Origin of the sequence: Pseudomonas sp. MWU16-30323, assembly GCF_020515595.1 — a bacterium.
Lineage (GTDB): Bacteria > Pseudomonadota > Gammaproteobacteria > Pseudomonadales > Pseudomonadaceae > Aquipseudomonas > Aquipseudomonas yamanorum.
Genome location: NZ_JAIWYM010000001.1, coordinates 323272 through 350173 on the forward strand (window position 1 = coordinate 323272; position 26902 = coordinate 350173).

General features: G+C 61.7%; 19 protein-coding genes. 8 read left to right on the forward strand and 11 right to left on the reverse strand.

All coding sequences use genetic code 11. The features are described from left to right. Positions 1 to 8 precede the first annotated feature (8 nt). From LIY45_RS01555 to LIY45_RS01585, 7 genes are all read right to left on the reverse strand, one after another. Positions 9 to 2717 (reverse strand): nitrate reductase, encoded by a 2709-nt coding sequence (locus LIY45_RS01555; protein ID WP_226475085.1) that lies wholly within the window; start codon positions 2715 to 2717, stop codon positions 9 to 11. Further along, complete coding sequence (nirD, locus tag LIY45_RS01560; protein ID WP_226475086.1) at positions 2717 to 3034, reverse strand: nitrite reductase small subunit NirD; 318 nt, start codon at positions 3032 to 3034, stop codon at positions 2717 to 2719. Before nirD ends, LIY45_RS01555 begins: the two co-directional genes overlap by 1 nt. Beyond that, the gene (nirB, locus tag LIY45_RS01565) at positions 3031 to 5484 is read right to left on the reverse strand and encodes a nitrite reductase large subunit NirB (RefSeq protein ID WP_010176417.1); all 2454 of its coding nucleotides are present in this window, start codon (positions 5482 to 5484) and stop codon (positions 3031 to 3033) included. Before nirB ends, nirD begins: the two co-directional genes overlap by 4 nt. A 232-nt stretch (positions 5485 to 5716) precedes the next feature. Next, on the reverse strand, positions 5717 to 7387 hold the full coding sequence (locus LIY45_RS01570) for a bifunctional protein-serine/threonine kinase/phosphatase (protein ID WP_226475263.1): 1671 nt from the start codon (positions 7385 to 7387) through the stop codon (positions 5717 to 5719). Further along, positions 7387 to 8598 carry a nitrate/nitrite transporter gene (locus tag LIY45_RS01575; RefSeq protein ID WP_226475087.1) on the reverse strand — a complete coding sequence of 404 codons (1212 nt, stop codon included), beginning with the start codon at positions 8596 to 8598 and terminating at the stop codon, positions 7387 to 7389. The genes LIY45_RS01570 and LIY45_RS01575 overlap by 1 nt, the downstream gene beginning before the upstream one ends. 1063 nt (positions 8599 to 9661) lie before the next feature. Further along, positions 9662 to 10237, reverse strand: coding sequence for an ANTAR domain-containing response regulator (locus LIY45_RS01580; RefSeq protein ID WP_003219125.1), 576 nt, complete (start codon positions 10235 to 10237; stop codon positions 9662 to 9664). Between the two features lie 12 nt (positions 10238 to 10249). After that, the gene (locus LIY45_RS01585; protein WP_226475088.1) at positions 10250 to 11449 is read right to left on the reverse strand and encodes a CmpA/NrtA family ABC transporter substrate-binding protein; all 1200 of its coding nucleotides are present in this window, start codon (positions 11447 to 11449) and stop codon (positions 10250 to 10252) included. Positions 11450 to 11686: 237 nt separating this feature from the next. Between LIY45_RS01585 and sctC the strand changes: the two genes are divergently transcribed. The 4 genes from sctC to LIY45_RS01605 all read left to right on the forward strand — a co-directional run bounded on the left by sctC (position 11687) and on the right by LIY45_RS01605 (position 15280). Beyond that, a complete protein-coding gene (gene sctC / locus LIY45_RS01590; protein WP_226475089.1) occupies positions 11687 to 13150 on the forward strand; it encodes a type III secretion system outer membrane ring subunit SctC in 1464 nt (487 codons plus the stop codon). A 176-nt stretch (positions 13151 to 13326) separates the two neighbouring features. Next, the gene (locus tag LIY45_RS01595; RefSeq protein ID WP_226475090.1) at positions 13327 to 13704 is read left to right on the forward strand and encodes a winged helix-turn-helix domain-containing protein; all 378 of its coding nucleotides are present in this window, start codon (positions 13327 to 13329) and stop codon (positions 13702 to 13704) included. Continuing rightward, positions 13701 to 14168: a transglycosylase SLT domain-containing protein gene (locus LIY45_RS01600; protein ID WP_226475091.1), complete on the forward strand. Its 468-nt coding sequence runs from the start codon at positions 13701 to 13703 to the stop codon at positions 14166 to 14168. The genes LIY45_RS01595 and LIY45_RS01600 overlap by 4 nt, the downstream gene beginning before the upstream one ends. An 86-nt stretch (positions 14169 to 14254) precedes the next feature. Then, the gene (locus LIY45_RS01605; protein ID WP_226475092.1) at positions 14255 to 15280 is read left to right on the forward strand and encodes a quinone-dependent dihydroorotate dehydrogenase; all 1026 of its coding nucleotides are present in this window, start codon (positions 14255 to 14257) and stop codon (positions 15278 to 15280) included. 120 nt (positions 15281 to 15400) lie between these two features. On the opposite strand, the gene LIY45_RS01610 is transcribed toward LIY45_RS01605, so the two are convergent. After that, positions 15401 to 15616, reverse strand: coding sequence for a ribosome modulation factor (locus LIY45_RS01610; RefSeq protein WP_002553055.1), 216 nt, complete (start codon positions 15614 to 15616; stop codon positions 15401 to 15403). A 532-nt stretch (positions 15617 to 16148) separates the two neighbouring features. Here LIY45_RS01610 and rlmKL point away from each other — a divergent pair. Together rlmKL and LIY45_RS01620 are read left to right on the forward strand one after the other, a co-directional pair. Further along, a complete protein-coding gene (rlmKL, locus tag LIY45_RS01615; protein ID WP_226475093.1) occupies positions 16149 to 18413 on the forward strand; it encodes a bifunctional 23S rRNA (guanine(2069)-N(7))-methyltransferase RlmK/23S rRNA (guanine(2445)-N(2))-methyltransferase RlmL in 2265 nt (754 codons plus the stop codon). Between the two features lie 141 nt (positions 18414 to 18554). Then, positions 18555 to 20954 carry a diguanylate cyclase gene (locus LIY45_RS01620; protein WP_226475094.1) on the forward strand — a complete coding sequence of 800 codons (2400 nt, stop codon included), beginning with the start codon at positions 18555 to 18557 and terminating at the stop codon, positions 20952 to 20954. A gap of 135 nt (positions 20955 to 21089) precedes the next feature. Here LIY45_RS01620 and dacB read toward each other — a convergent pair whose 3' ends face one another. Then, positions 21090 to 22550 (reverse strand): D-alanyl-D-alanine carboxypeptidase/D-alanyl-D-alanine-endopeptidase, encoded by a 1461-nt coding sequence (gene dacB, locus LIY45_RS01625; protein ID WP_226475095.1) that lies wholly within the window; start codon positions 22548 to 22550, stop codon positions 21090 to 21092. 235 nt (positions 22551 to 22785) lie between these two features. Between dacB and LIY45_RS01630 the strand changes: the two genes are divergently transcribed. Next, the gene (locus LIY45_RS01630; RefSeq protein ID WP_226475096.1) at positions 22786 to 23130 is read left to right on the forward strand and encodes a YggL family protein; all 345 of its coding nucleotides are present in this window, start codon (positions 22786 to 22788) and stop codon (positions 23128 to 23130) included. A gap of 55 nt (positions 23131 to 23185) precedes the next feature. On the opposite strand, the gene LIY45_RS01635 is transcribed toward LIY45_RS01630, so the two are convergent. Beyond that, positions 23186 to 24376: a benzoate/H(+) symporter BenE family transporter gene (locus tag LIY45_RS01635; RefSeq protein WP_226475097.1), complete on the reverse strand. Its 1191-nt coding sequence runs from the start codon at positions 24374 to 24376 to the stop codon at positions 23186 to 23188. A gap of 329 nt (positions 24377 to 24705) precedes the next feature. On the opposite strand from LIY45_RS01635, the gene LIY45_RS01640 reads away from it, so the two are divergent. Beyond that, positions 24706 to 25470, forward strand: coding sequence for a GntR family transcriptional regulator (locus LIY45_RS01640; protein WP_226475098.1), 765 nt, complete (start codon positions 24706 to 24708; stop codon positions 25468 to 25470). A 123-nt stretch (positions 25471 to 25593) separates the two neighbouring features. On the opposite strand, the gene guaD is transcribed toward LIY45_RS01640, so the two are convergent. After that, complete coding sequence (gene guaD / locus LIY45_RS01645; RefSeq protein WP_226475099.1) at positions 25594 to 26898, reverse strand: guanine deaminase; 1305 nt, start codon at positions 26896 to 26898, stop codon at positions 25594 to 25596. Positions 26899 to 26902 lie beyond the last annotated feature (4 nt).

The window sequence follows — 26902 nt, forward strand, 5'->3', positions numbered from 1 at the left end:
TGCTTCCCTCACACTGTGATCGCGATTGGCTGCGTGCCGCTCGCTAATAGCCGTTTGATTTCCGGCACACAGGAGCCGCATTGCGTGCCGCAACCCAGTTCCTGCTTCAGCCCATTCAGGTCCAGGCCCCGGGCAATGCCGGCGCAGACCGCGTTTTCGCTGACGTTCTTGCAGTTGCACAACGTCTTGTTGCTGGTGGAACCACCCCCCGGTGGCGCACTCAATGGCGCCAGCAGCCAACGTCGTAACGTGTCATCGGTGCGGCCTTCCAGCCACAGGCTTTGCAACCAGTGGCGAGCCAGGGTTTCGCCGGCCAGGCGGATTGCGGTGATACGGCCCTTTTCAATTTTTACCCGCTTGCCAATGGAGCGCCGCGGGTCGTCGTAGGCCATGACCGGACCGTCATTCAGCCCCAGCAACTGGTCAATCTGCTTGAGCAGTTCAAGTGCCGGCGCCTCGTGATGCGCCCCACGAATCAGCAGGGCAGGCCGCTCGCGCCCGGTCAGGCTCAGGCTGACGTAGGCAAAGCCCTCACACAGCGGTCGCAACGCTTCAAAGTGTTGCTGCACATCGCCTTCGATCAGCGCAAACAAGTGCCAGGGCAGTTGCACCGCCTCCAGGCGCACGCCGCTATGTTTGAGTTCCGGCTGCTTGGACAACGGATCGAACGCCGGCTGGGTGAGTGCATTCACGCCGCCTTTGAGAAAGCGGTCGCCCCAGTGCATCGGCAGGAACGCCTGGCCGGGACGCACGCTGTCATCACTGCCGACGGCGACAATCACGCTGCCGCGCCGACTTTTCAGGCTGATCAGGTCGCCTTCCTTCAAACGATGCCGGCGCAGCTCGTCCGGGTGCAGGCTGAGCAACGCTTCACTGACATGCCCGAATAGTTGCGCAGCGGTGCCGGTGCGGCTCATCCCATGCCATTGGTCCCGCAGGCGTCCGGTGATCAGGGTCAGAGGGAAGCGCGCGTCACGCTGCTCCTTGGCGGCGCGATAAGGGTCGGCGACAAAGTGCGCTCGGCCAGTCTCCGTAGGGAAAATTCCGTCGGTGTACAGCCGTGGTGTTCCGCTCACCGCATCGGCCGGGAAGGGCCATTGCTGCGGGCCCATCCGGTCCAGCAGGGCGTGACTGATACCCGACAGGTCCAAGTCACGCCCACGGGTCAGCAGTTTGTATTCATCAAAGATCTGCGCGGGTTGCTCAAAGGCAAAAAGCCCCGGTTTTCCGGGACAAAGACGTCGCTCCAGGCGCTGGGCAAAATCCACGGTGATTGCCCAGTCCGGCCGTGCCTCTCCTGGTGGGACGATGGCCTGCCGGACGTGGGAAATGCGCCGTTCAGAGTTAGTGACCGTGCCTTCTTTCTCGCCCCAGCTCGCTGCGGGCAACAACAGGTCGGCGAAACGCGCTGTCTCGGTTGTACGAAAGGCTTCCTGTAGCACCACGAACGGACACGCCTCCAGGGCCTGGCGCACAGTGTTCTGGTCGGGCAGGGATTGGGCGGGATTGGTGCAGGCGATCCACAGGGCCTTGATCTTGCCGGCCTGTATTTGCTCAAACAATTCGATAGCGGTCAGTCCGGTGTTGGCCGGCAGTTGGTCAACACCCCAATACGCAGCCACTTCTGCCCGATGTTCAGGGTTGGCTGCCTCACGATGGCCTGGCAGCAAATTCGACAAACTGCCGGTTTCCCGACCGCCCATGGCATTCGGCTGACCCGTCAGGGAGAAAGGTCCACAGCCGGGACGGCCGATGGTGCCGGTCGCCAAATGCAGGTTAATCAGCGCACTGTTCTTTGCGCTGCCTGCGGTGGACTGATTCAGCCCCATGCACCACAACGACAGGAAGCTCGTCGAGGTGCCGACCCATTCCGCGCACTGGCGCAGTTGCTCGACACTGATCCCGCACAGCTGCGTGACCATTTGCGGTGTGTAGTCGTGCACCAGGCGTTTGAGCTCCACCAAACCGTCGGTATGGGCCTGGATAAAGTCGCGATCGATCCAGTCCTCCCACAACAGCAGGTGCAAGATCCCATGGAACAGCGCGACATCCGTACCCGGCAGAATCGCCAAATGCAGGTCAGCCAAGTCGCAGGTATCGGTGCGCCGGGGGTCAATCACCACCACCTTCATCTGTGGCCGACGGGCCTTGGCTTCCTCCAGGCGTCGGAACAACACCGGATGCGCGTAGGCCATGTTACTGCCGACGATCATCACGCAGTCGCTCGACTCCAGGTCCTCATAACTGCAGGGTGGCGCATCGGCCCCCAGGCTGCGCTTGTAGCCAACCACTGCTGACGACATGCATAGCCGCGAGTTGCTGTCGATGTTGTTGGTGCCCACCAGCGCCCGCGCCAGCTTGTTGAAGCTGTAGTAATCCTCGGTCAGCAATTGACCGGAGATATAGAACGCTACGCTGTCCGGCCCGTGTTCGGCGAGGGTTTCGGCGAACACATTGGCCGCGTGTTCCAGGGCGGTTTCCCAGTCGGTGCGGGTACGGGCCAGGCCTTTGCCGAGCCGCAGTTCCGGGTACAACGCACGGGCAGCAAGATCGCCAGTAAGGTGCAGGCTTGCACCCTTGCTGCACAGCTTGCCGAAGTTGGCCGGATGGGTCGGATCGCCACTGACGCCGAGGATCTGCGAGCCATCATGCTCGATCAGCACGCCGCAGCCGACTCCGCAGTAGCAGCAGGTGGACGCGGTGGTCTGGCGGTTCATCAACCGGCGTCCCGCAGCGCCAACATCACCCGGCCGTTTTCCACGCGGACCGGGTGGTGGTGGGCGCAGCCGACGTCTGGTGCCTGGGCTTCACCGGATTCCAGGTCGATCTGCCAGTTATGCAGCGGGCAGGCGACGCGCTTGCCGTAGATCAAACCCTGGGACAGTGGGCCGCCCTTGTGGGGGCAGCGGTCGTCGAGGGCGAACACTTCGTCGTCACTGGTACGAAAAATCGCGATGTCGCCTTTGGGCCCGGTGATGATGCGCGAACCCAGGGCATTGATTTCTTCGAGGGCGCAGATATCCAGCCAGTTCATGCCGGCACCTCCAGCAGTTTGACGGGGATGGTGTCGAATTCCTTTTTCAGCAGTGGCTGTTCCAGGCGTTCTTTCCACGGGTCCTGTTCGAACGACAGGGAGAATTGCAGGCGTTCGTTGAGCGCCTGGCGCCGCGCCGGGTCTTCCAGTACGGCCTTCTTGATGTGCTCCATGCCCACCCGTTGCAGGTAGTGCACGGTACGCTCCAGGTAGAAGGCTTCTTCCCGGTAGAGCTGTAGGAAAGCGCCGTTGTATTCGCGCACTTCTTCGGCGGTTTTCAGCTTCACGAAGAACTCGGCCACCTCGGTCTTGATCCCGCCGTTACCGCCGATGTACATCTCCCAGCCGGAGTCGACGCCGATAATTCCCACGTCCTTGATTCCCGCTTCCGAGCAGTTGCGTGGGCAGCCGGACACTGCCAGTTTCACCTTGTGGGGCGACCACATATTGAACAGGTCATGCTCCAGCTCGATCCCCAGCTGTGTGGAGTTCTGTGTACCAAAGCGGCAGAACTCGCTGCCGACGCAGGTCTTCACGGTGCGGATGGATTTGCCGTAGGCATGGCCGGACGGCATGTCGAGATCCTTCCATACGCCAGGCAAGTCCTGCTTCTTGATGCCCAGCAAATCGATACGCTGCCCGCCGGTGACCTTGACCATCGGCACGTTGTACTTGTCGGCCACATCGGCGATGCGCCGCAGTTCTGACGGATTGGTCACACCGCCCCACATCCTCGGGACTACCGAGTAGGTGCCGTCTTTCTGAATGTTGGCGTGGGCCCGCTCGTTGATCAGGCGCGATTGCGGGTCGTCTTTCGCCTCGCCGGGCCAGGTGGAAATCAGGTAATAGTTGAGTGCCGGGCGGCAGGTGGCGCAGCCGTTCGGGGTGCGCCAGTTCAGGTAGCTCATGGTGCCGGCGATGGTCAGCAGGTGCTGGTCGCGGATGGCCTGGCGGATTTGCCCGTGGTTGAGGTCGCTGCAGCCGCAGATGGCTTTTTCGCTTTTCGGTTTGACGTCGGCCGCGCCGCCTACGGTGTTGATCAGGATCTGTTCCACCAGCCCGGCGCAGGAGCCGCAGGAGCTGGCGGCCTTGGTGTGTTTCTTCACGTCGTCGACGCTGAACAGCCCGTGTTCCTGAATGGCCTTGACGATGGTGCCCTTGCACACGCCGTTGCAGCCGCAGACTTCAGCGCTGTCGGCCATGCTCATTGCCTTGTCCTGGCCCTGATGACCTACATCGCCAATGGCGTTTTCGCCGAACATCAGGTGATCACGAATCTCGCCAATGGCGTGGTTCTCACGGATCTGCCGGAAATACCAACCGCCGTCAGCGGTGTCGCCGTACAGGCAGGCGCCGACGAGGATGTCGTCCTTGATCACCAGCTTCTTGTAGACGCCGCCAATCGGGTCGGAAAGGGTGATGGTTTCCGTGCCTTCGCCGCCCATGAAATCCCCGGCGGAGAACAGGTCGATGCCGGTGACTTTCAATTTGGTGGAGGTCACCGAACCCTGATAACGCGCAAAACCCAACTGGGCGAGGTGATTGGCGCAGACCTTGGCCTGCTCGAACAGCGGTGCCACCAGGCCATAGGCGATCCCGCGATGGCTGGCGCATTCGCCGATGGCATAGATGCGCGGGTCGTAGGTTTGCAGGGTATCGTTGACCAGAATCCCACGGTTGCACGGGATGCCGGATTTTTCTGCCAGCTCAGTGTTGGGGCGGATGCCCGCAGCCATCACCACCAGGTCGGCAGGGATTACATCGCCATTCTTGAATTGCACCGAGCCGACGCGACCGTTGCCGGCATCATGCAAGGCCTGGGTCTGTTCCTGCAGGCGGAACACCAGGCCGCGGCTTTCCAGTTCGGTTTGCAGCAACTGGCCGCTGGTCTTGTCCAGTTGCCGCTCCAACAGCCACTCGCCGATATGCACCACGGTCACGTGCATGCCGCGCAGCATCAGGCCGTTGGCCGCCTCCAGCCCCAGCAGCCCGCCACCGATCACCACGGCGTGCTTGTGGGTCTTGGCGGTGTCGATCATGGCCTGGGTGTCGGCGATGTCGCGGTAGCCGATCACACCCTGCAACGTATTGCCGGGGATCGGCAGGATAAACGGCGTGGACCCGGTGGCGATCAGCAGGCGATCGTACTCGGCCTCGCTGCCGTCTTCGGCGATGACTTTGCGTTTGACCCGGTCGATCTGCACCACTTTGCGATTGAGCAGCAACTTGATGTTGTTATCGAGGTACCAGCTCAAATCGTTGAGCACGATCTCTTCGAAGGTCTGCTCACCCGCCAGCACCGGCGAGAGCAGGATGCGGTTGTAATTGGTGTGGGGCTCGGCGCCGAACACGGTGATGTCGTACAGGTCGCTGCTCAGCTTGAGCAATTCTTCAAGGGTGCGAACCCCGGCCATGCCGTTGCCGATCATCACCAGTTTGAGTTTCTTCATGTCGTTCTCCGCAGTGGCTCGACAAATCGTGCGCAACAAAAAAAGGCGTCCCCGCTAGGTAAGTAGCGAGGACGCCTTTGTCCTGGTCCCGTTCTCTCGGGAAGCTCGACCTTCGACGTTGAAGGTGCGGCTCTATGTGTGTTGATGGAAAAGCTAATGCAGTGGTTGTGCCAAGTGGCGGTTTGGCCGGATGTGTTCGGTCTGGCGCCTATGTCTCGAGATATTTCGCCTCTTAATGGTGCAACAGCCAGTACAACAGCACCAGATTGATCAGCAACGACAGCACGGCCAACGTCTGCCAGACCTTCAACGGTTGGCGCTCCAGCAGCGGTTTTGGCCGAATGCTCAACTCGCGGCGATCCGCCTGTTCCATTACCAGCAGCCACTCCTCGGCGGTTTCATAACGTTGCTCGGGTTGCGCGGCGACGGCGCGCTCCAGGGTTTGTTGCAGCCAGTCGGGGAGGTCGGGGCGGTAACGGCTGGCGCTGACCGGCGCGGTGAACCGGGGGCGTTGGAATGCTTCGATTTCGCCGTAGGGATAATGCCCGGTGAGCAGGTAATACAAGGTCACCCCGACGCTATACAAATCCTGCTGCGGGGTAGGGCGTTCGCCGTTGAAGGCTTCCGGGGCGATAAAGCTCGGCGTGCCAGGCAGCAGGTGTGCGCGATCCTCGGAAAGCCCGGGGCAGTAGGCCAGGCCGAAGTCCAGCACGCGCAATTCGCCGTCCTCGCCCAGCAGCAGGTTTTCCGGCTTGATGTCGCGGTGCAGGATCTGCCGGCGGTGCAGCATCCCGATAGCACGCAACAGGCGCTCGGCCAGGGATTGCCACTGCGCCAGGGGCAATGGGCCCTGGTGCTTGAACAGTTCAGCCAGGGTGTGCCCGGCGTATTCACGCATCACGTAGTACAAATGCTGACGACCACTGGCGGGATGGACTTCAGGAAACGCGCGGCCGGCGACCCGACGCAGGAACCACTCTTCCGACAGCAATGCCTGGGCGGCGAACACGTCATCGTCATGGCTGACCGGCAAGGTCTTCAGCAGCCACGCCTGTTGCTGGGCATCGCGCACCCGGTAGAGCAGGGATTGGCGACTTTGCCCCAGCAGGGCTTCCACCTGCCAGCCTTCGAAGCGCTGCCCGACTTTCAGGGGCGGCGGCAGCGGCCATTGCTGCAATTGCACCAGTGCATCACCCAGGGTGGCAGCGCCGAGCTGGTCGACGCGCACCAGCAGGGCACTGGCATTGTCCTGGCTGCCCGCCAGATGCGCGGTGCTGACCAAGGTGTTGACCGCGAGGTTCAGGTCCGACTGTTCCCGCAGGATTGCGCTGATGCGGTTGTCATCCAGGGTCGCCCACACACCGTCGCTGAGCAGGAGAAAACACTCACCTGCCCGTAATTCGCCGTCGAGGAAATCCAGTACCAGATGCTGATCCAGGCCCATGGCGCGCTTGAGCACATGCTGCATGCCCGGTTGCTCCCACACGTGTTCCTCGCTGAGGCGTTGCAGCTTGCCATCGAGCCAGCGATACACCCGGCAATCACCTACATGGGCCAGGGTGAAACGCTGGCCGCGAAACACCAGGGCGCTGAGAGTGGTCAGCAACGGTTGGCCGCCACCGTTGGCTTGCAGCCAGCGATTCTGTGCCACCAGCAAGCGTTCCAGCGCCTGGGCCACGCCCCAGGTTTGCGGCGTGGCGTAGTAGTCCAGGGCCAGGGCCTGCAAGGTCGAGCGCGCGGCCAGTCCGCCATCGGCGCATTGGCTGACGCCGTCGGCGATGGCGCACAGGTAGCCTTTGCTGGCGGCCAGCTCCGGGGCCGGCGTGACCAGGCGCAAGGCGTCCTGGTTTTCCTGCCGTGGGCCGGTGGCGCTGGCCTGGGCGAAGCTCAGTTGCAGGCTCATCAGACCCGGGCAGCCGTCACCGCTGCCGAGCCCCACGTGGTTCTCCAGCGACGCTTGACGCCATACAGGCCGAACCAGGCCAGCACGCCCAGGCTGGCGAACAACCACAGCGCCAACTGATAGCTGCCGGTGCTTTGCTTGATCGCACCCATGCCCGCCGCGAGGGCGAAACCGCCGATGCCGCCGGCCATGCCGATCAGGCCGGTCATGACACCGATCTCCCGATGGAAACGCTGGGGTACCAGTTGGAACACTGCGCCGTTACCGGCCCCCAAGCCGAGCATGGTGCAGACGAAAAGCGCCAGGGCGGCGTAGGAACTTGGCAGGTTGAACCCCACCACCGCGATGCAGATCGCGGCCACGCCGTACATGCCGAGCAGGGTGCGAATCCCGCCAAAACGGTCGGCCAGGGCGCCGCCCAAAGGCCGCATCAGGCTGCCGCCGAACACACAGGCAGCGGTGTAGTAACCGGCGGTGACCGGGCTCAAGCCGTATTGGTCGTTGAAGTAGCCGGGCAGGGCGCTGGCCAGGCCGATAAAGCCGCCGAAGGTCACGCTGTAGAAGAACATGAACCACCAACTGTCGCGGTCGCCCAGGGCCTTGAAGTAATCGGCCATGGACTTGGCTTTGGGCCGTTGTGGGGCATTGCGGGCGAGCCAGGCGAAGACGATCAGGGTCAGGATCAGGGGGATCAGCGCAAAGCCGAACACATTGCTCCAGCCAAACGCGGCGGCCAGCACGGGGGCCAGCAAGGCAGCGAACACCGTCCCGGAGTTGCCAGCGCCGGCGATGCCCATAGCCTTGCCCTGGTGTTCGGCGGGGTACCACTGGGACGCCAGGGGCAGTGCGACGGCGAACGAGGCGCCGGCCATGCCGAGGAACATGCCCAGCAGCAAGGCTTGCTCGTAGCTGTGAATCCCCAGTTTCCAGGCGACGAACAAGGCACCGATGACAATCACCTGGCCGATCAGGCCGGCGGTCTTGGGCGAGAGCTTGTCGGCCAGCATGCCCATCAGGAAGCGCAACACTGCGCCGGCGAGGATCGGTGTGGCGACCACCAGGCCGCGTTGTTGGGTGGTGAGGTGCAGGTCGGCGGCGATTTGCACCGCCAGAGGGCCTAACAGGTACCAGACCATGAAACTCAGGTCGAAATACAGGAATGCGGCAAACAGGGTTGGGGTGTGGCCGGATTTCCAGAAGCTTGATTTCATCACGCACCTCAGCGGTAAAGGGGTCTTATGAGAAGGCCTGGTGATGGAGCGGCTGTGGCCGCCCCACCGGCCCCGGGCTATGGGGCCAAAACGAAAAAACGCCGCCACCGGGTTCGCTGGGGCAAACCGGGTGTGCGACGTCTTTGTCGTGGAGGGGCAACCGCCGTTGGCTACCTGTGGGGATTCTTTAGCAAGAGGTGGGCCAACAGGCATTGGGGTGGTTTTTGACTGTGTACATATCCGTTGCTGCGGTAACGGCCGCTTAGGGTTCCGCTCTTACAGCGGGTCACTTTTGGCAAACGCCCCAAAAGTAACCAAAAGGTCTTTGCCCCACCACTCGGTGCCTCGCTTAGGCTCGGCATGCCCGCACTCCGGCACGGCTCCGCGGGCCGCCGCGACGGGCCATCCATGGCCCGGCGCGGCTAAATCGGCATCCCTGCCGATTTACCCGCTCCACCGTGCCTACTTGCGGCCATCGTGGTTAACGGGGCCCGCAGATCAAAATCAAAAGCAGATCAAAAGCAGAGCACAGCGGCCTACAGGCCGGCTTGAGTGTTAAAAGCAGAGGCAAGATCCAGAGCGAACACAAAGCTGCTTTTCTGTGGGAGCTGGCTTGCCTGCGATGCAGACAACTCGGTACATCAGACACACCGAGTCGATGCTATCGCAGGCAAGCCAGCTCCCACATTTGACCGTGCCCGCTTTAGATTTTGATTTGGCTTTTGCTCTTCAACACTCAAGCCGGCCGGGAGGCCGCTGTGCTCTTGCTTTTGATCTTGATCTTGATCTTAGGCGCCCCGTTAAACCACGCTGGCCGAACGCAGGCTTTGGAGCGTGGGTAACCCGGCAGGACGCCGGGTTAGCCGCGCTGGGCCAAGGATGGCCCATCGCGGCGGCCCACGGTCCAAAGCCGGAGTGAGGGCACACCGAGCCTAGGCGAGGTGCCGAGTGGTGGGGCAAGAGCGTTTTGCTTACTTTTGCGCTTTTCAAAAGTGAGCCGCCGTAAGGGCGGAACCAATAGCAGCCGTTACCTAAATAACGGATATACACCCCGACCCACCCCTCACCCCAACAACTCACTCATCGCAATAATCTGCTCCGCCACCTGAATCAGCTTCTGCTGCCGACTCATCGCCTGACGCCGCATCAGCGTGTAGGCCTCTTCCTCATTACACCCCTTCATTTTCATCAACAGTCCCTTGGCCGTCTCAATCCGCTTACGCTCCGCCAACTGCTGATCCCGCGCCTGCAACTGCGCGCGCAGCGCTTGGTCACTCTCGAACCGTGCCATCGCCACGTCCAGAATCGGCTGCAACCGCTGTGCCTGAATCCCCTCGACAATGTAGGCACTGACCCCAGACTTGATCGCCTGACGCATCACCCCCGGATCATGCTCATCGGTAAACATCACAATCGGCCGCGGCTGGTCCCGGCTGACCAGCACCACCTGCTCCATCACATCCCGCCCCGGTGACTCGGTATCGATCAAAATCACATCCGGACGCACCGCCTCTACGCGCGCCGGCAGGTCAATCGTCAGCCCGGACTCATCAATGACTTCAAACCCGGCCTCGGTCAACGCGGCCTTGAGCCGCCCAACCTTGCGCGGCGTGTCGTTGATCAACAGGATTCGCAACATAAGATCCTCCTGTCAGCGCAAGGCCTGGCGACTGGAAACGTCTGCCATGGCGTGCAGGCGAAAGCTGCGGGCATACCCGGCGGGGTCCGAACCGTCCCAGACCTTGCCGTCGATCAACTGGCTGCTGCGCATGGCCTCGCCACCGGCAGGCACCCCCACGGCGCTGGCCGCCTGGCGATAGATATCCAGTTGCTGTACGCGGCGTGCAGTACCGAGGTAATCCGGGTCTTCCCGCAGCAACCCCCAGCGGCGGAACTGGGTCATGAACCACATGCCATCAGACAGGTAGGGCAGGTTGACCTCGCCGTGGCCATAAAAGCGCAGCGCGTGGGGATCCTGCCAGTGATTGCCGAGGCCGTCGTCGTAGTTGCCCAGCAGCCGCGGTTCGATGCAGTCCAGCGGCGCGTCGAGGTATTGCGGGGCGCTCAGCAGTTGCGCGGTGGAGCGGCGGTTTTCAACGCTCTCCTCGATAAATCGGCTGGCTTGCAGAATGGCCATCACCAGCACCCGGGCGGTATTAGGGTATTGCTCGACAAACGCCTGGGTGCAACCGAGGACCTTCTCCGGATGGTCTGGCCAGATCGCCTGGGTTGTCGCCAGGGTGAAGCCTTGATTTTGCTTCACCGCACTCGCGCACCAGGGCTCGCCAACGCAGAACCCATCGATACGCCCGGCTTGCAGGTGCGCAACCATTTGTGGCGGAGGCACCACCACACTGTCCAGGTCCTGCAGTGGATGAATGCCTTGGCTCGCCAGCCAGTAATACAGCCACATGGCGTGAGTGCCTGTGGGAAAGGTCTGGGCGAAGGTGAGTTTTGTTCGGCTTTGGTGCACGCGACGATCCAGCGCCTCAGGACTGGTCACCCCCAACTGTTGCAGGCCACGGGAGAGGTTGATGCTCTGGCCATTCTGGTTCAGGCCCATCAGCACGGCCATGTCGGCGGGCGCCACGCCGCCGATGCCCAGGTGCACCGCGTAGATCAGGCCGTACAGGCTGTGGGCGGCGTCCAGTTCGCCGCTGACCAGGTTGTCGCGCAGGCTGGCCCATGACGACTGACGCTTGAGGTTCAACGTCAGGCCATAGGGCTGCGCGAAGCCCTGGGTGGCGGCGACCACCACCGAGGCGCAATCGCTCAGGGCCATGAAGCCCAGGTTGAGGCTGCTCTTTTCCGGGGCATCGCTGCCGTTGACCCAAGCCAGGGGATCACTCATCAATAGGTACCTTTCATAAAAAAACGCCGTTCCGTCGGGCCACTCACAGTGAGGGCCCGGGGTAACGACGTCTGTGTCCTTGAGCCCGTTCCGCCGTTGGCGCGGGCTGCGATAGACAAGGCAAAGCAAGGCACATGCCACGAAGCGCACAGGATGGGCGGGGCATCAGCTTTCCATCAGGATTGAAACTGGCCTGCCTCGCAGTATGGCCGCTCTTTCAGCCCGGGCCTTGCAGGCATGTTCATCAACCTTTCCCGTTTTTCGACGCTGCTTTTCGGCCTGGTGCTGTTGGGCAGCCCCTGCGCGTTCGGGGAGTCGTACCAGGCCCGTGATGAAAGCCTGCACACTTTTTTTACCGCGCTGTCCCTGCCGCTGGGGCAGCCGATCGTTGTCAGTCAGGCGGCGGCTCGCAAGCGCATCAGCGGAGCGTTCGATTTCGATTCGCCCCAACCGCTGCTGGAGTCGGTCGCCCAGCAGCAAGGCCTGATCTGGTACACCGATGGCCAGGTGCTTTACCTCTATGACGCCGACGAGGCGAAAAGCTCGGTGGTGACCCTGCGGCATATCTCGGTCGACCTCCTGCGCGGGTTCATGCGTCGTTCGGGGCTCGAAGAGGCGCGCTTCCCGCTGCGTGCGAGTGGGGCGCGGGTGTTCTATGTGTCCGGGCCGCCGAACTATGTCGACCATGTGCTGCGCCTGGCCCAACTGATGGACCGCCAGCGTGCGGAACTGCGTCTGGGGGCGCAGCGGATCGGGGTGGTGCAGGTGCTCAACACCCACGTTGCAGACCGCGAGTACGAGATGGGCGACAGAACCGTCACGGTGCCGGGCATGGCATCCCTGATCGAAAAACTGCTGGCCGTCGAGCAGGAGAGTGCGTCCCCGCGGCAACCCGGATTACTGGCCGACAAGAATATCTCGGTGCTGGCGTACCCGGACACCAACAGCCTGCTGATCAAGGGCAAGCCCGCGCAGGTGAGCTTTATCGAAGGTCTGGTGGCAGAACTGGACGTACCGAAGCGCGCGGTGGAGGTGTCGATGTGGCTGGTGGATGTGGACCGCGATGAGCTCAAGAAGATCGGCTCGGCCATGCACAAGGGGGCGGACAAGCCTTCAGCTACCCGGGTCATGGCACCCATCGAGGACGAAGCATTCATGAAGCGGATCACCGCATTGGAGTTGCGCAGGCGAGCGAGGGTCACGACGTTGCCGGTGATTCTCACGCAGGAGAATGTGCCCGCGGTTTTCAACGACAACCAGACGTTCTATCTGCCCCGGCCGGGTGAAGACCACGGCGAATGGCAACCGGTGGTCTTTGGTACGCAGGTCAGTGTTCTACCGCGCTTCGCCGAGGCGAATGAAATCGAGATGCTGCTTACCGTCGAGGATGGCCGCCAGATGGGCAAGGCTGCCAGTGGCGACAAGCCCTCGGCGGGGGTGGAGCGGATGGGGATCAACACGGTAGTGCGTGTGGCTCCGGGCAGGCGATTGCTGGTGGGGAATTTTCAGCGCGATACCGGCACAGCCTTGCTCGGACGCTACTACGGGCCCATGGCCAATAGTGTGCGGCTGTTTGTGATTCAGGCGACGGCTGTCGGAAATGTGCTGCATACCGCTGCCGAGCCGGGGCAGGCGCCGCCGTTGACGCCCTCCCAGTATGAGCAGGTAAGGCAGGCATTTACCCGCGTGACCGACGGATAAGCATGTTGGTCGTGCCCCTTGATGGGGCGCTGCCGAAAAGTCCTACGTGCCCAGTCTGAAAAAATCCGTGCCTATGGGGTTTTTTCCTCTCCTATACAGCGAGTGGGCTTTTTATAGTCGCGACCTTTCAGGAAACCAGTGTTGGAAATGAAGGTGAGTCGGGTGCGGAGGTACGAATGGCCGTGGTGAACGATGGGGTACTGGCTGCCCCCATGGTCTTTGAGCGCTGGACGTTGCACGGCGACGGCAGATTGACCAGTGAAGACTCGGATATTCAACTCCCGCCCAAGGAGTGGCAGGTGTTGCGCCTGTTGCTGTCCTCGGCCGGAGTGCTGGTGACCAAGGACCACTTGCTGGAACAGGCATGGCCCCATAACGAGGCCACGGAAGAGTCCCTGACCCGTTGCATCTGTTCGCTGCGCAAATATTTGAAGGGCGGCAAGGGCCTGATCAAGACGGTATACGGCAAGGGGTACCGGGTGACCTGTGCGGTCAGGATGACCAGCCTGACGGTGGGCGCTGTCTGTTCCACCTGCGGTCGGAGGCAGGCATGAGCAGCGCCCGGTGCAAGGGGGCGCTGCTGCTGATGCTCACGCTCGGCTTCGGCAATGAAGCCCGGGCGTATTGCTGGGCCGAGGCGGCCAGCCGCTATGACATCGAACCGGAGCTGCTGCAAGCCATCGCTGCAGTGGAGTCGGGCTATCGCGCCGAGGCCATGAATTACGCCAACAACAACGGCACTCGTGATATCGGGCTGATGCAGATCAACAGCATCCACCTGCCACGCCTGCTCAAGGAGGGCATTACCGAACAACGCTTGCTGGATGAGCCTTGCCTGTCGGTGGAGGTGGGGGCGTCGATCCTCGCCGACTTTGTCAAACAGTTCGGCTACAACTGGACGGCGATCGGTTCCTACAATGTCGGCGGCGGCCCCGGGCCTCAGCGTGAGGCCCTGCGTCTTCGCTATGCGCAAAAAGTCTGGGTTCGCTATGAGGAGCTGATGACGCACCGTAACTGACGATTGGACGGCACGCCTCGCATGCAGCCCTTCACCCCGGCTATAATCGCCGCCACCTTTCGCCGCCATCCGAGTCAATCCCGCCCATGTATACCCTGGCCCGCCAGCTGTTGTTCAAACTCTCTCCGGAAACCTCCCACGATCTGTCCTTGGACTTGATCGGTGCTGGTGGCCGCCTGGGGCTCAATGGTCTGGTATGCAAGGCTCCGGCGAAAATGCCGGTGTCGGTGATGGGGCTCGATTTCCCCAACCCGGTGGGCCTGGCTGCCGGCCTGGACAAGAACGGCGCGGCCATCGACGGTTTTGCGCAGTTGGGTTTCGGCTTTGTCGAAATCGGCACCGTGACCCCACGGCCGCAGCCGGGCAACCCGAAGCCGCGGATCTTCCGCCTGCCGGAAGCCGAGGCGATCATCAATCGCATGGGCTTCAACAACCTGGGTGTGGATAACTTGCTGTCGCGGGTTCAGGCGGCGAAGTACACCGGCATCCTGGGGATCAACATCGGCAAGAACTTCGACACGCCGGTGGAGCGTGCGGTGGATGACTACCTGATTTGCCTGGACAAGGTCTACGCCCACGCCAGCTACGTCACCGTCAACGTCAGCTCGCCGAACACCCCGGGCCTGCGCAGCCTGCAGTTTGGCGACTCCCTCAAGCAACTGCTCGAAGCCCTGCGCCAGCGCCAGGAAGACCTGGCAGTGCGCCACGGCAAGCGTGTGCCCCTGGCAATCAAGATTGCCCCGGACATGAGCGACGAAGAGACTGTACTGGTGGCCCAGGCTCTGGTGGATTCGGGAATGGACGCGGTGATTGCCACCAACACTACCCTGAGCCGCGTCGGTGTCGAAGGCCTGGCCTTTGGTGACGAGGCGGGTGGCCTGTCCGGTGCGCCGGTGCGCGACCAGAGCACCCACATCGTCAAGGTGCTGGCGGCCGAGCTGGCTGGGCGCTTGCCGATCATTGCCGTGGGCGGCATCACGGAAGGCAAGCACGCGGCCGAGAAAATCGCCGCTGGGGCGAGCCTGGTGCAGTTGTATTCCGGCTTTATCTACAAGGGGCCGGCATTGATTCGCCAGTCGGTGGACGCGATCGCGGCACTGCCACGAAGCTGATAGCGGGCAATAAAAAGGGCTCCTCGAAGGAGCCCCTGGGCCGAAGCCCGCCGCCCGGATGGGGCGTGCGTGGTTAAGTGGTTGCTTATTCGTGCTGGTGTCGGAATTAAATGCCCTTGATTAGCCGACGGCGTGAAGTTCGTTGAGTCTGTGGATTCCCGCAGTGCCAGTCATACCGTCCCAGTTGTCGCCGCGTCCTTCTCGCCAGCCGTTGATCCAGGCTTGGCGTACCGACGGTAGAGTAAATGGGCAAAGCTCACGGGATTTGCCATGAACGCCATATTGATATCCGCGTAAAAATGCTCTTTCCAACGGATCACGCTTAAGTCTTCTCATAGGGTGTTTCCCTCACTTGTTGACTGTCTTGATATCCTTCGGCCTCGTCCGAGGCCGGGCAGAGTTTTTCTGCCGTTGGTGGGCTCGCTGCCGGCGTGGCGAGCCAATGTGTCGGCGTCGTTACGGCGCCAACCTGTGTTGAGTTCTAACCAATAGGTCACATGGATTCAATGATCGTTTTGTCATAAGCACGTAACGATTGTGATGCTATAGCCATAAGCTGGGATGGCTTTTCGCCCCTTTTATTGGGCAAACCCAGCTATGATGTGCCCTTCAAAGAGGATGGGTTTAATCCTTTAGTGAGAAAACCCTCCCGTTGCAGTCGGTTATTATTCGACGAAGGGTCAGAATATTTCTTTTTGTTGCATCAAATACTTGAACTGCCCCGTCGATAAAGGCCCAAAAGGCTGGTAGCCGGGGTGGAACGGCACATTCGTGCCACACGAGCGCTCTTCAAGAAAAGCGCTTGATTGAAAACCGAACGCGCGATGCGTCGCCCGTTCACTTATTGCTGAAAAGCCTGGAATGCCCCATGTCGGACCGTTTTGAACTCTTCCTCACTTGCCCCAAGGGCCTCGAAGGCCTGCTGATCGAGGAAGCCGTCGGGCTTGGCCTTGAGGAAGCCCGCGAGCACACCTCGGCCGTGCGCGGCATGGCCGACATGGAGACCGCCTACCGCCTGTGCCTCTGGTCGCGCCTGGCCAACCGCGTGTTGCTGGTGCTCAAGCGCTTCCCGATGAAGGACGCCGAAGACCTCTACCACGGCGTGCTGGACATCGAGTGGGAAGACCACATGCTCGCCGACGGCACCCTGGCCGTTGAATTCAGCGGCCACGGCTCGGGCATCGACAACACCCACTTCGGCGCGCTGAAGGTCAAGGATGCGATTGTCGATAAACTGCGCACCCCGACCGGCGAACGTCCGTCCATCGACAAGATCAACCCGGACCTGCGCATTCACCTGCGCTTGGACCGTGGCGAAGCGATTCTTTCCCTCGACCTGTCCGGCCACAGCCTGCACCAGCGCGGCTACCGCCTGCAGCAGGGCGCCGCACCGTTGAAAGAGAACCTGGCGGCGGCGATCCTGATTCGCTCCGGCTGGCCGCGCATCGCTGCCGAAGGCGGCGCGCTGACGGACCCGATGTGCGGCGTCGGTACCTTCCTGGTGGAAGGCGCGATGATTGCCGCCGACATGGCGCCCAACCTGAACCGTGAGCTGTGGGGTTTCACCGCCTGGCTCGGCCACGTTCCGGCGCTGTGGAAGAAACTTCACACCGAGGCCAGCGAACGCGCGGCCATCGGCATGGCCAAGCCACCGCTGTGGATTCGGGGTTACGAAGCTGACCCACGCCTGATCCAACCCGCGCGTAACAACATCGAACGCGCCGGCCTGAGCCACTGGATCAAGATCTACCAGGGCGAACTCGGCACCTTCGAGCCGCGCCCGGACCAGAACCAGAAAGGCCTGGTGATCTGCAACCCGCCTTACGGCGAGCGTCTGGGTGATGAAGCCAGCCTGTTGTACCTCTACCAGAACCTCGGCGAGCGTCTGCGCCAGGCCTGCCTGGGCTGGGAAGCGGCGGTGTTCACCGGTGCTCCGGACCTGGGCAAGCGCATGGGCATCCGCAGCCACAAACAGTACTCGTTCTGGAACGGCGCCTTGCCGTGCAAATTGCTGCTGATCAAGGTCACCCCGGACCAGTTCGTCACCGGCGAGCGCCGCACCCCGGAACAACGCCAGGCCGAGCGCGAGCAAGCCGCTTACGACCAGGCGCCGACCGAGCCGCAAGAGCGTCAGTACAACAAGAACGGTAACCCGATCAAACCTGCCCCGGCCCCGGTGGTCGAGCAAGCGCGTTTGAGCGAAGGCGGGCAGATGTTTGCCAACCGCCTGCAAAAGAACCTGAAGCTGCTGGGCAAGTGGGCCAAGCGCGAAGGCGTCGATTGCTACCGTGTATACGATGCCGACATGCCGGAATACTCCATGGCCATCGACCTCTACCACGACTGGGTTCACGTCCAGGAATACGTGGCGCCCAAGTCGATCGACCCGGAAAAAGCTTCGGCACGCATGTTCGATGCCCTGGCGGCCATTCCCCAGGCGCTGGGCATCGACAAGAACCGTGTGGTGGTCAAGCGTCGCGAACGCCAGAGCGGCACCAAGCAGTACGAGCGCCAGAGTGCCCAGGGCAAGTTCACCGAGGTCAGCGAGGGCGGCGTCAAGTTGTTGGTCAACCTGACCGATTACCTGGACACCGGCCTGTTCCTCGACCACCGCCCAATGCGCATGCGCATCCAGAAAGAGGCGGCCGGCAAACGCTTCCTCAACCTGTATTGCTACACCGCCACCGCCAGCGTGCACGCCGCCAAGGGTGGCGCGCGCAGCACCACCAGCGTCGACCTGTCGAAGACCTACCTGGACTGGGCGCGCCGCAACTTCTCCCTCAACGGTTTCTCCGACAAGAACCGCCTGGAGCAGGGCGACGTGATGGCCTGGCTGGAAGCCAGTCGCGATGAGTTCGACATGATCTTCATCGACCCGCCGACCTTCTCCAACTCCAAACGCATGGAAGGCATCTTCGACGTGCAGCGTGACCACGTGCAGTTGCTGGACCTGGCCATGGCACGCCTGGCGCCGGGCGGCGTGTTGTACTTCTCCAACAACTTCCGCAAGTTCCAGCTGGAAGACAACCTCGTCGAGCGTTACGCCGTCGAGGAGATCAGTGACAAGACCATCGACCCGGATTTTGCGCGCAACGCCAAGATCCATCGGGCGTGGAAAATCACCGCTCGCTGATCACTGCGTTCTGAAGCCGCAAGCCCGGATCATTCCGGCCTTGCGGTTTTTTTTTGCGCTGGTCAAACGCATGTCCTGTGGCTATAACTTAAGGCCTTGCCAAAGTGACGCACCTGCACGCTGGCGTTCCGAGTCTTGTCTATGCCGCTGCATGCCGTCCGCCCGAAAATCCTAGGCTTTATCAGTGAGCAAGTATCGGCGTGGCTGGTGGCGGTGGTGGTGTTTCTGGCCGGTAGTGCGCTGACGATCGTCGTCGCCTGGGCGGCCTCCGATCTCTATCAACAGCAGGTGCGCCAGCGCTTCCAGTTGCTGGTCAACGAGCGCTACAGCCGCCTCCAGGAACGCTTTGAGGACCAGGAACAACGCCTGGGCAGCCTGCGGCGGTTTTTCGTCAATTCCACTACGGTCTCCCGCGAAGAGTTCGACGGTTTTGCGCAGCCCTTGCTGTTGCGCACCCGCGCTTATGCTTGGGCGCCCCGGGTGTTACGGGACCAGCGCAGCGCGTTTGAACAAGAAATTTCGGCTGAGCGCGGGGTGAGTTTTTCCATTCGCGAATTGAACGCCGCGGGCGAACTGGCCCCGGCCGCTCAGCACGATGAGTATGTGCCGGTGCTGTACAGCCAGACCCAGAGCCTGCTTGGATCGCCGCTGGGGTTTGACCTGTTGGCCCAGCCACTGCGACGCTCGACGGTGGAGCGTGCGCGACAGTCCGGCAAAATGGCGGTGTCCCAGCCCATGCAACTGGTGGGTGTGGAGCCGGCCTACGCCATGGGCGTGCTGTTGGTGGCACCCGTCAGTCGGGCACCGACGCCACAAGCGCCCATCAGCGAACCTTACGGCTACGTCATGGCGGTGATCAGCATGCGCCAGCTGGTAGCCGACGGCTTGCCCAAGGCGGACCGGGACAATCTGGTGACGCAGATCGTCGATACTTCCGACGCAGAAAAGCGCGTGCTGTATGAATCCAGCAACGCCGTGGCGGACAGCGATCTGATGGCCGTACGCCGGCTGACGCTTGGTGACCACGTCTACGCCTTGAGCCTGCGCCCCAGCCAGGTGTTCCTGCAGGGTAATCATTCTTCGCAGGTCACTATCCTGGTCATGGGCAGCCTGCTGAGCCTGCTGCTCAGTGCGCTGCTCTACGTGTTGGTCAGCCAGCGCCAGCGCGCGTTGAAACTGGTGGAGCAACGCACGGCCCAATTGCGTCAGCGTGAACAGGAGTTGCGGGGCACCCACGGCCAACTGCGCAGCGTGCTGAATGCGGCGACCCAGGTGGCGATCATTGCCACTGACCTGCGCGGTGTGATCACCACCTTCAACGCCGGCGCCGAGCGAATGCTGGGCTTTGAGGTGGACGAGGTCCTGGGTCACCTGACCCTCGAAAGCCTGCACCTGGCGCCCGAGCTGGAAGCCCGCGCGGTGCAGTTGAGCGCGGCGCTGGGCAAGCGCATCGCGCCAGGCCAGGCGATGCTGGTGGACGGCGCCGATGCGGTGCACGAGACCCGTGAGTGGACGCTGGTGCGTAAGGACGGCAGCCATCTGACGGTGAACATGCTCGCCACCGTGTTGCTGGATGAGCATGGCCTGTGGGTCGGGCACCTGGCGATCTGCCTGGATGTCACCGAACAGAAGCGCGCCTATGAGGCCCTCGCCGCGCGGGATCGCTTGCTGAAGAAACTCAGTGCCCATGTGCCCGGCGGTATTTTCCAGTTCATCCTGGAACCGAACGGCGACTCGCGTTTCATCTATGCCAGCGACGGCATTCGCGATATCTACGAGATCGAGCCGGGGGTGTTGCAGCAGGATGCTCGGAGGGTTTTCCAGCGGATTCATCCCCTGGACGTGGAGCGGGTGCGGGACTCCATTCGTCTGTCCACGCTGCAGTTGAGCCATTGGCGTGAAGAGTACCGGGTGCAATTGCCCCAGCGTGGGCTGCGCTGGATTCGCGGTGAGGCGACGCCGGAAGAACTCCCCGGCGGCGGTACGTTATGGCATGGCTATGTGTCGGATATTTCCGATTTAAAGCGGGTCGAGGAAGAGCTGCGGGCGCTGTCGATTACCGATTCCCTGACCGGCATTCATAACCGACGCTACTTTCAGGACCGGCTGAAGGCCGAGATGATTCGAGTCAAGCGCGCCTCTGGAGCGTTGTCGGTGATCATGTTCGACATCGACCACTTCAAGCGCATCAACGACCAGCACGGCCATGCGGTCGGCGATGAAGTACTCAAGGAATTGTGCCGGCGCATCAGCCAACGATTGCGGCGTACGGATGTGTTTTGCCGGCTGGGGGGCGAGGAGTTCGTGGTGCTGTGCGCCAATACCGACGGCAGCCAGGCGTTCAGTGTCGCCCTGGAGTTGTGGCAGGCGTTGCGCAGTGAACCGATGGAGGATGTGGGGATCGTGACTGCCAGCTTCGGGATCGCCAGCTGGCGAGTCGAGGAGGGCGTTGACGGCTTGTTGCTGCGGGCGGATTCGGGGGTGTATGCGGCGAAGCAGGCGGGCCGGGACAGAGTTGAGGCAGAGCGGTTGCTTGCCTGAAGTGCGCGGCCATTCAAGCTATTGAGATCAATGTGGGAGCTGGCTTGCCGGCGATAGCATCACCTCGGTATTCCTGATAGACCGAGGCGTCTGCATCGCAGGCAAGCCAGCTCCCACATTTGATATTTGCTGCTGTTAGAGGACCGGGGCCGCCGCCGCCAGCTTAGGCTGGCGATACAGGTCCAGCAGCACCTGGTCCAGTACCGAAGACGCACCCCACGGTTTCGGATCGTTGAGAATCGCCACCACGGCCCAGGTATTGCCATTGTTGTCGCGGCTGAAACCGGCAATTGCGCGCACGGTGTTCAGGGTGCCGGTCTTGACGTGGGCTTCGCCGCGCATGGCCGTGGTCTTCAGGCGTTTGCGCATGGTGCCGTCGGTGCCGGCAATCGGCAGCGAGCTGATGTATTCCGCCGCGTACGGGCTTCTCCACGCCGCTTGCAGCATGGTTGCCATCTCGCGGGCGCTGACCCGTTCGGCGCGGGACAGGCCGGAACCGTTCTCCATCACCAGGTGCGGTGCGGTGATGCCCTTTTTCGCCAGCCACTGGCGCACCACGCGCTGGGCCGCCTTGGCGTCGTCGCCGTCGGCATCGGTGCGGTACTGCGCACCCAGGCTCAGGAACAGCTGCTGCGCCATGGTGTTGTTACTGTATTTGTTGATGTCGCGGATGATTTCCGCCAGGTCCGGCGAGAACGCCCGGGCCAGCACCTTGGCGTTCTTCGGTACCGGCGCCTGGATGTCGCGGCCCTGGATGCTGCCACCCAGCTCCTTCCAGATCGCCCGAACGGCGCCGGCGGTGTAGGTGGCGTGGTCCAGCAGTGACAGATACGTCTGCGAGCTGCAGCCGTCCGCCAACTGGCCGCTGACGGTCACGGTGACGCTGCCATCGGCGGCAGTCATCGGGCTGTAGCGCACGTCACCGGTGCACTGCTTGGCGTTGGAAACCTTGACCTGGTTGTCGATGCGAATGCTCGCAATCGGCGGCTCGACCGACACCAGCACCTTGCCCGAATCATTGCGGGTGACGAAGCGCAGCGCCTTGAGGTTGACCATCAGGGCATCGGGCTTGACCAGGAACGGCTTGTTCTCGTCGTTGCCGTCGTCATTGAACTCCGGCAGTTGCGGTGGGATGAAGAAGCCACGGTCCAGTACCAGGTCGCCGGTCACTTGCTGCACGCCATTGGCCCGCAGGTCGCGCATCAGCAGCCAGAGTTTTTCCATGTTCAGCTTGGGGTCGCCGCCGCCCTTGAGGTACAGGTTGCCGTTCAGGATGCCGCCGCTGAGGGTGCCGTCGGTGTAGAACTCGGTTTTCCACTGATGGTTGGGGCCGAGCATTTCCAGGGCCGCGTAGGTGGTGACCAGCTTCATGGTGGAGGCCGGGTTGACCGATACGTCGGCGTTGAACACGGTAGGGGTGCCCGGGCCATTGAGGGGAATCATCACCAGGGACAGGGCAGTGTTTTGCAGCTTGGCTTTCTGGAGGGCTTCCTGGACCTTGGGCGGCAGGGAAGTGTTGATCGGGGCAGCGGTAGCGGAAAAAGCCAGGGGGAGAAGAAAACTGGCGAGTAACAGTGGACGCAAAGATTTGATCATAAGAATTAAAACCCTACTGCTGAGGGGTAAAAAGGTGAGGGGTATGTACGAAAAATCCCTCAATGGTCATGAAAGTGTCGGCATTATGCCCCAAGGCTGTCGCACTTGTGGCTGAACGATAGCTGCAATTGGCGGTTTTTTTTACTGGCACCGTGCCGCCTGTCCCAGAGAATCGGGCAAAGGCCTGCTTAAACTGCTAAAGTGCCGCCCGTTATTACTTAAGAGGATTGTTCCAATGGCGACTAACCGTTCCCGGCGTCTGCGCAAAAAACTGTGCGTTGATGAATTTCAAGAGCTGGGTTTCGAACTGAACCTGGACTTCAAAGAAGGTTTGGACGATGAAGCGGTTGACGCTTTCCTCGAAGCATTCCTGACTGAAGCAATGGACGGCAACGGCCTGGACTACGTCGGCGGTGATGACTTCGGTCTGGTTTGCAAAGCCACCCGTGGTTCGGTCAACGAAGAGCAGCGTGCCGCTGTTGAAGCGTGGCTGAAGGCTCGTCCAGAGCTGACCCGCGTTGAAGTCAGCGCCCTGTTGGACGCTTGGCATTCAGAAAAGCCGATCAACCCGGCAGTCTGATGTCATGAAAAAGCGACCCGCCCGGGTCGCTTTTTCGTTATGGGGTCCTGAAGAATCAGGCCTTGCGCCAGTTCAGAATCACCAGCGTCAACACCCCCGCGACAATACCCCAGAACGCCGAACCGATGGAAAACAACGTCAACCCCGACGCTGTGACCATGAAGGTGATCAACGCTGCCTCCCGTTCCTTGGGCTCATTCATGGCGATGCTCAGGCCATTGATGATCGAGCCAAACAACGCCAATGCCGCAATCGACAGCACCAGTTCCTTGGGCAACGCCGCGAACAACGCGGCCAATGTCGCGCCAAACACCCCGGCAATCCCGTAGAAAATCCCGCACCAGACCGCGGCGGTATAGCGCTTGTTGCGATCCTCATGGGCATGGGGCCCGGTGCAGATCGCCGCGCTGATGGCGGCCAGGTTGATGCCATGGGAGCCAAACGGCGCCAGCACCAGCGAGGCCAGGCCGGTGGTGGTGATCAAGGGTGAAGCCGGCACGTTATAGCCGTCGGCCCGCAGTACGGCGACCCCGGGCATGTTTTGCGAGGTCATGGCCACCACGAACAGCGGGATACCGATGCTGATGGTCGCCGCCAGGGAGAAGTGCGGCGTGGTCCACACCGGGGTTGCCACTTCGAGGTGGAAGCCACTGAAATCCAGCAGCCCCATCAGCCCGGACAGCGCCGTGCCGATCAGCAGTGCCGCGAGTACGGCATAACGCGGCGACAGGCGTTTGATGACCAGGTAAGTGAAGAACATCCCCAGCACCAGCCCGGTACGGTGCTGCGCGGCGACGAAAATCTCGCTGCCGATCTTGAACAGAATCCCCGCCAGCAACGCTGCCGCCAGGGACGCCGGGATGCGCCTGACGAGTTTTTCGAAGCTGCCGGTCAACCCGCAGATAGTCACCAGCACCGCACAGGTGATGTAGGCGCCGATGGCTTCGCCGTAACTCACACCGCCCAGGCTGGTGATCAACAGCGCCGCGCCCGGGGTGGACCAGGCAATGGTGATCGGCGTGCGATAGCGCAGGGACAGGCCAATGCTGCACACCGCCATGCCGATGGAAATCGCCCAGATCCACGAGGAAATTTGCGCCGTGCTCAGGCCGGCGGCTTGACCGGCTTGAAACATCAGCACCAGGGAACTGGTGTAGCCGGTCATCATGGCAATGAAACCGGCGACGATGGCCGAAGGCGAAGTGTCGGCCAGTGGGCGTAATCGCGCTTGGGGGACGTCGGACATGGGGCGGTGCTCCTTTTACCGGGCTGTCTGTAGGAGCGAGCTTGCTCGCGAAGGTCCTTAACGATGACGCTGGCATCCTGAATGAATGCGGTGCTTATACGTTTTTCGCGAGCAAGCTCGCTCCTGCAAAGGAGAAAGTACGGAATCAAGCCTAAACTCAAACGTAACGATTCATTGCAATACAGCCGGCGCCGCAAACAGCCGTACAGTGTGTTGGCGCAGTGGGTTGTGTACAATGTGCGCTGATTTTACGCGATACTTGCCAGCGACCCTCTGTGCCGTATTACAGTCAACGTCAATTCGCCGCCGTTCTCCCGACCCGAGTGCCCATGAACGAACAGTTGCAGCCCCTCAAGAAACAACCGCGAGCCGGTAAGGCCGGTCGCAGTGGAACCCAGGACGATATCGTCTACGCGCATATCTTCGAGGCGATCCTCGAACAACGCCTGGCGCCCGGTACCAAATTGAGTGAAGAAGCGCTGGGCGAAATCTTTGGCGTCAGCCGCACCATCATCCGCCGCGCATTGTCGCGCCTGGCCCATGAAGGCGTGGTACTGCTGCGGCCCAATCGGGGTGCGGTCGTGGCCAGCCCGAGTGTCGAGGAAGCCCGCCAGGTGTTTCTCGCCCGGCGTCTGGTGGAGCGTGCGATCACTGAGTTGGCGGTACAGCATGCCACGGCCGAGCAACTGGCGGAGCTGCGGCAGATGGTCAATGACGAACGCGACAGCTTTTCCCGGGGCGATCGCGGTGCGGGTATCCGGCTTTCCGGCGAGTTCCACCTGAAACTGGCCGAGGCGGCGAAGAATGCCCCGTTGATCAGCTTCCAGCGCAGCCTGGTGTCCCAGACCTCCTTGATCATCGCCCAGTATGAAAGCGGCAACCGCTCCCACTGTTCCTACGATGAACACACCCAACTGATCGACGCGATCGAAGCGCGGGATGCGGGTCTGGCGGTGAACCTGATGATGCATCACATGGATCACATCGACAGCAAGCTCAACCTTGATGAGGAGAGCGCATCGGATGACCTGCATGCGGTGTTCTCGCATTTGTTGCAGACCAAGAAGCCAGGGCGCTCGCCTGTAAAGTTGTAAACCCGATCAAACATGTGGGAGCTGGCTTGCCTGCGATAGCATCACCTCGGTATCACTGATACACCGAGGTGTCTGCATCGCAGGCAAGCCAGCTCCCACATTTGGTTTGTGGTACTTGTTAAATCAGCGTTGGTGCACCAATTGCCCCGCTGCATACGTCTGCAACACCGCCCGGTCATCCCCCAGTGTCATCAATACAAACAACGTCTCGGCAATGTTATTGGCCTGCTTCAGGCGATAGCTGAGCAGTGGCGTGGCGTTGTAATCCAGGACCAGGAAGTCGGCATCAGTGCCCGGCTGCAGGGTGCCGATCCTGTCTTCCAACCGCAGTGCCCGCGCACCGCCCAGAGTCGCCAGGTACAGCGACTTGAACGGACTCAAGCGCGCCCCTTGCAGTTGCATCACCTTGTACGCTTCGTTCAGTGTCTGCAGCAGCGAGAAGCTGGTGCCACCACCGACATCCGTACCCAGGCCCACATTCAACTTGTGCTTCTCGGCCATTGGCAGGTTGAACAGCCCGCTGCCCAGGAAGAAGTTCGACGTCGGGCAGAATGCGACTGCCGAGCCTGCTTCTGCCAGCCGTGCGCATTCGTCATCGCACAGGTGCACACCGTGGGCGAACACCGAGCGTTCACCCAGCAGTTTGTAATGGTCGTACACGTCCAGGTAGCCCTTGCGCTCCGGGAACAGCTCTTTCACCCACTCCACTTCCTGCAGGTTTTCACTGATGTGGGTCTGCATGTACAGGTCCGGGTATTCCCCCAGCAGCTGCCCGGCGAGGGTCAGTTGTTCGGGCGTACTGGTCGGTGCGAAACGTGGCGTCACCGCGTAGTGCAAACGGCCCTTGCCATGCCAGCGCTCGATCAGGGCCTTGCTTTCCGCGTAGCCGGATTCGGCGGTGTCGGTCAGATAGTCCGGCGCGTTGCGGTCCATCATCACCTTGCCGGCGATCATGCGCAGGTCGAGCTTCTCGGCCGCTTCAAAAAACGAGTTCACCGACTGCGGGTGCACGCTGCCGAATACCAGGGCGGTGGTGGTGCCGTTGCGCAGCAGTTCCTTGATGAAAATATCCGCGACTTCTTCGGCGTGGGCCTTGTCGGCGAACTGGCTTTCACACGGGAAGGTGTAGGTGTTGAGCCAGTCCAGCAACTGCTCGCCATAGGCACCGACCATGCCGGTTTGCGGCAGGTGAATGTGGGTGTCGATCAGGCCGGGGGTGATCAGCGCGTCCTGGTAATGGGTGACTTCGATGTCGGCGGGCAGGCTGGCGAGCAATTCGCTGGCATGGCCCAGGGCGCTGATCTGGCCGTTGTCGATCACCAGCAGGCCGTCTTCGAAATACTCGTAGGAGGCTTCGATCCCCACTTCGGCAGGGTCGGCGATGCTGTGCAAAATGGCGGCACGGTAGGCTTTGCGTGTCAAAGGCATGGTC